Origin of the sequence: Methylophaga sp. UBA5088 (genome assembly GCF_002414625.1) — a bacterium.
Taxonomy (GTDB): Bacteria; Pseudomonadota; Gammaproteobacteria; order Nitrosococcales; family Methylophagaceae; genus Methylophaga; species Methylophaga marina.
Window position 1 is genome coordinate 1 of record NZ_DIAC01000137.1, and the last position, 3421, is coordinate 3421.

The 3421-nt window shown below is 44.4% G+C and carries 3 protein-coding genes; all 3 read left to right on the top strand.

Annotation, left to right across the window (positions count from 1 at the left end; genetic code table 11):
• Window positions 1-840: FAD-binding oxidoreductase (locus B4K20_RS16930; RefSeq protein ID WP_289283814.1), on the top strand; the 840-nt coding region annotated here is incomplete at its 5' end.
• A gap of 57 nt (window positions 841-897) precedes the next feature.
• Entirely contained in the window at window positions 898-2082 is a 1185-nt protein-coding gene (locus tag B4K20_RS16935) for an NnrS family protein (protein WP_289283815.1), read from the top strand.
• Window positions 2083-2162: 80 nt separating this feature from the next.
• Window positions 2163-3122: an HPP family protein gene (locus B4K20_RS16940; RefSeq protein WP_289283816.1), complete on the top strand. Its 960-nt coding sequence runs from the start codon at window positions 2163-2165 to the stop codon at window positions 3120-3122.
• The last annotated feature ends 299 nt before the right edge of the window (window positions 3123-3421 follow it).

Here is a 3421-nt window from a genome sequence, read left to right on the forward strand (position 1 = left end):
GAGGCCTGGATAAAAGCCTATCAGTTATTGGCTACCGTATTAATTGATCGCGAAAAAGCGCTTTATCAACACAGCAGAGAAGAGCAGGGTGGATGGACCGGACCTAGAGCGTTTCGGGTGAAAGATAAAATTAAAGAGTCTGAGTTAGTGACCAGCTTTATTTTTGAACCAGTGGATGGACAGCCGATAAGACAGTATCAGCCGGGCCAGTATATTGCTGTCAGAGTGAAACCTGAGAATGCCGAACATATTGAGATTCGCCAATATTCACTTTCAGATAAATATCACCCTGATCATTACCGCATTAGTGTGAAGCGTGAAAGTTCTCCAATCAAAGGCATGGTGTCTAATCATCTGCATGATGCGGTGGAAGTGGGCGATACAGTCGAATTAATGCCACCGGCGGGGGCTTTCTTTTTGACCCAGCCTAGCCGACCAGTGATGCTAATTTCTGGCGGTGTTGGCTTAACACCAATGATGTCTATGCTGGAAACCTTAGTCAGTGATGAAGCTTACCAGCAGGATATCTTCTTTTTACATACCTGCAAAAATGCTCAGCAACATTCATTTAAACAGCGTTTAACGGCGTTGAAACAGACTCACACGAATCTGCATGATTTTTATTGGTATAGCGAAGAAACGAATGCCTCAGAAGATATTCATACGGGTTTAATGGATATCAACCTGCTCAGAGATAAAGTCGATTTTAATAATGTCGAGGTGTATCTGTGTGGGCCACTGGAGTTTATGCGCTTTGTGCGTCTGCAATTGCATGTCAATGGTGTGCCATCAGAACGCATCCATTTTGAAACATTCGGCCCGCATGACGACATTATTTAACCCCAAGCAACAGTTGAGCCCGAAAGGGCTCGCTGTTTTATCTTCTGGTAGCTGCTTATGTCTATAAAATCCTGCCGTGCATTTTTTTCACTGCCTGTGTTTGATCTGGCTTTCAGGCCATTGTTTTTACTGGCCAGTCTATTTGGCATCATCGCTTTGCTGTATTGGGGCGGTGTCTGGAATGGATGGATAAATCCGAGTCATGCCTTACCCGCCGCACTCTGGCACGGTCATGAAATGATGTTTGGTTTTGTCGGTGCGGTGTTGGTTGGCTTTTTATTAACGGCCGTACAAACCTGGACAGGTTTACGCTCCATTCATGGTCTGCAATGTGCATTATTAGTAGGGTGTTGGCTTGTTGGGCGTATTGCGATGTGGCCAGGAGTCGGCTTGCCATCATGGTTAGTGATATTGCTGGATAGCAGTTTCTTTATATATGCCGGACTATTCCTGGCTAAATTGATTTATCAAAAGAAACAAAAGCGTAATTACTTTGCAGTGGTGGTGTTGCTGCTACTGATTTTTACCAATATTAACTTTCATCTATCCAGTCAGGCGCAGCAGTTTGAAACTGCAAGCAACAGTTTATATTCAGCTGTATTTCTGATTACGCTGATGATGGCAGTCATCGGTGGCCGTATCATTCCGATGTTTACGGCTAATGCCACGCAGATTCCAGCCAGACCTCGTTGGACATGGTTGGACAGGGCAGCGTTGTTTTCTGTCTGGTTGATTGTGGCGGTGTTTTTCCTGCAAATACAGGCATGGATATCAGATTATTTAATAGCTGTCATGCTGGTTATAGCGGCATGTCTCACAGCCATAAGATGTGCCTGTTGGCGGTTTTTCACTACCTTATCTCATCCCTTACTATGGTCATTACACCTGAGTTACTGGTGTATTCCTCTTGGTTTTAGTCTGCTCGCCTATCACTATGTAGGGGGTGATGTGAGCATGAATGATGCCTTGCATGCCTTAACCGTCGGCGGCATGGGCGGGCTTATTTTAAGCATGATCTCACGTGTCTCACTCGGTCATACCGGCAGACCGATTATTGCGTCTTCAAAGATTAAAGTCGCTTTTATCTGCGTGTTGATAGCCGGCTTAGTCAGAACGCTGCTGTTTAGCGTATTTTCAGCTAGTCTTTTCATTCTATGGCTCAGTATTCTGCTCTGGGTGTTGGCGTACAGTATTTTTCTGTATCAATACACCCCGATTTTATTCGCTGAAAAAAAAGGTTGAGCTTGATAAAACCTTTCGCTATATGAGGATGATTTAAATAGGTATAATTTATGCTTATTTTGTATCCCGTGATTTAAATTATGACGCATGCTTTAAAACAACTCATGCTATGGCTGGGGATTGAGAAAAACAGAACCAGCCATAGCGAAAAAGTGATCTCAGCATTCGGGGCAATGGTCGGTATTCTCGTGACCATCCTGATGACAAAATGGCTGTCACAGCATATTGCAATCAGTGCGGGTTCAGAGTTATTGATTATTGCCTCTTTCGGTGCCACCGCCGTACTGGTGTTTGCTGTTCCTCATGGCGCCTTATCACAACCATGGCAAGTGATCGGAGGTCATTTGATTTCTGCTGCTGTGGGTGTGACCTGTCAATATCTTCTCGGTACAACGCCACTGGCAGCTGCTATTGCCGTGGGTTTGGCGGTGGGGCTGATGTATTACACGCGCTGCATCCATCCACCAGGTGGCGCCACTGCATTAAATGCCGTTATGGGTGTGGCTGGTATTACACAACTGGGCTACAGCTATCTGCTTTTCCCCGTGTTGATTAATGTCATCGCTATCCTGCTGGTGGCAATTGTGTTTAATGCCTTATTTCACTGGCGACGCTACCCAGTGCATTTATCCAGACTGGTTACGGAACCAGTTCAATTAGAGGTGCCTTCCGAAGACGTCTCTCTGACCACCGAAGATTTTAATGCTGCTATCCGTGAGCTGGATTCCTTCGTGGATTTAACCGAAGAAGGCTTGAGTGAACTCCTGGAAAAAGCCAAACAAAATGCCTTACTGCATATCGAGCATCCAGAAAAAATCAGCACAGGCAAGTTCTACAGCAATGGCAAAATTGGTCACACATGGGCCGTTCGCCGAGTCATAGACGAGGGCAAAGAAGGTAGTAAAAATGATGTGGTTATCTACAAAAATGTAGCCGGTAATGACCTATACAACACCGGCATGCTGGAACGCGAAGCCTTCCGTCAATGGGCCAAATTTGAAGTCTACGAACAAAATGGTCGCTGGTTGAGATTGAGCTAGCGAACATCACGATATTTATCGTCCAATGCTTTTGAATGTTGCTTGGCCGTTAAAACTATGGAATATTGACCTAATATCAATAGATTGCATTGCGGCTACTAGAATAGTTTGTAAAGGATTTAAAGGGACGTAGAAATGGATTGTTCAATATGAATATCGCTTATTCTCCGAAATACTCTGACTTCCAAGAGAATCAAGGTATGGCTCTATTTTCCCAGCCCACTTCATCTTTTTGGCTATATTTGCCAAAAAAAATAATCGCGTTTTTATTAATAATGGGTAAGCGGATTAAATGGTTG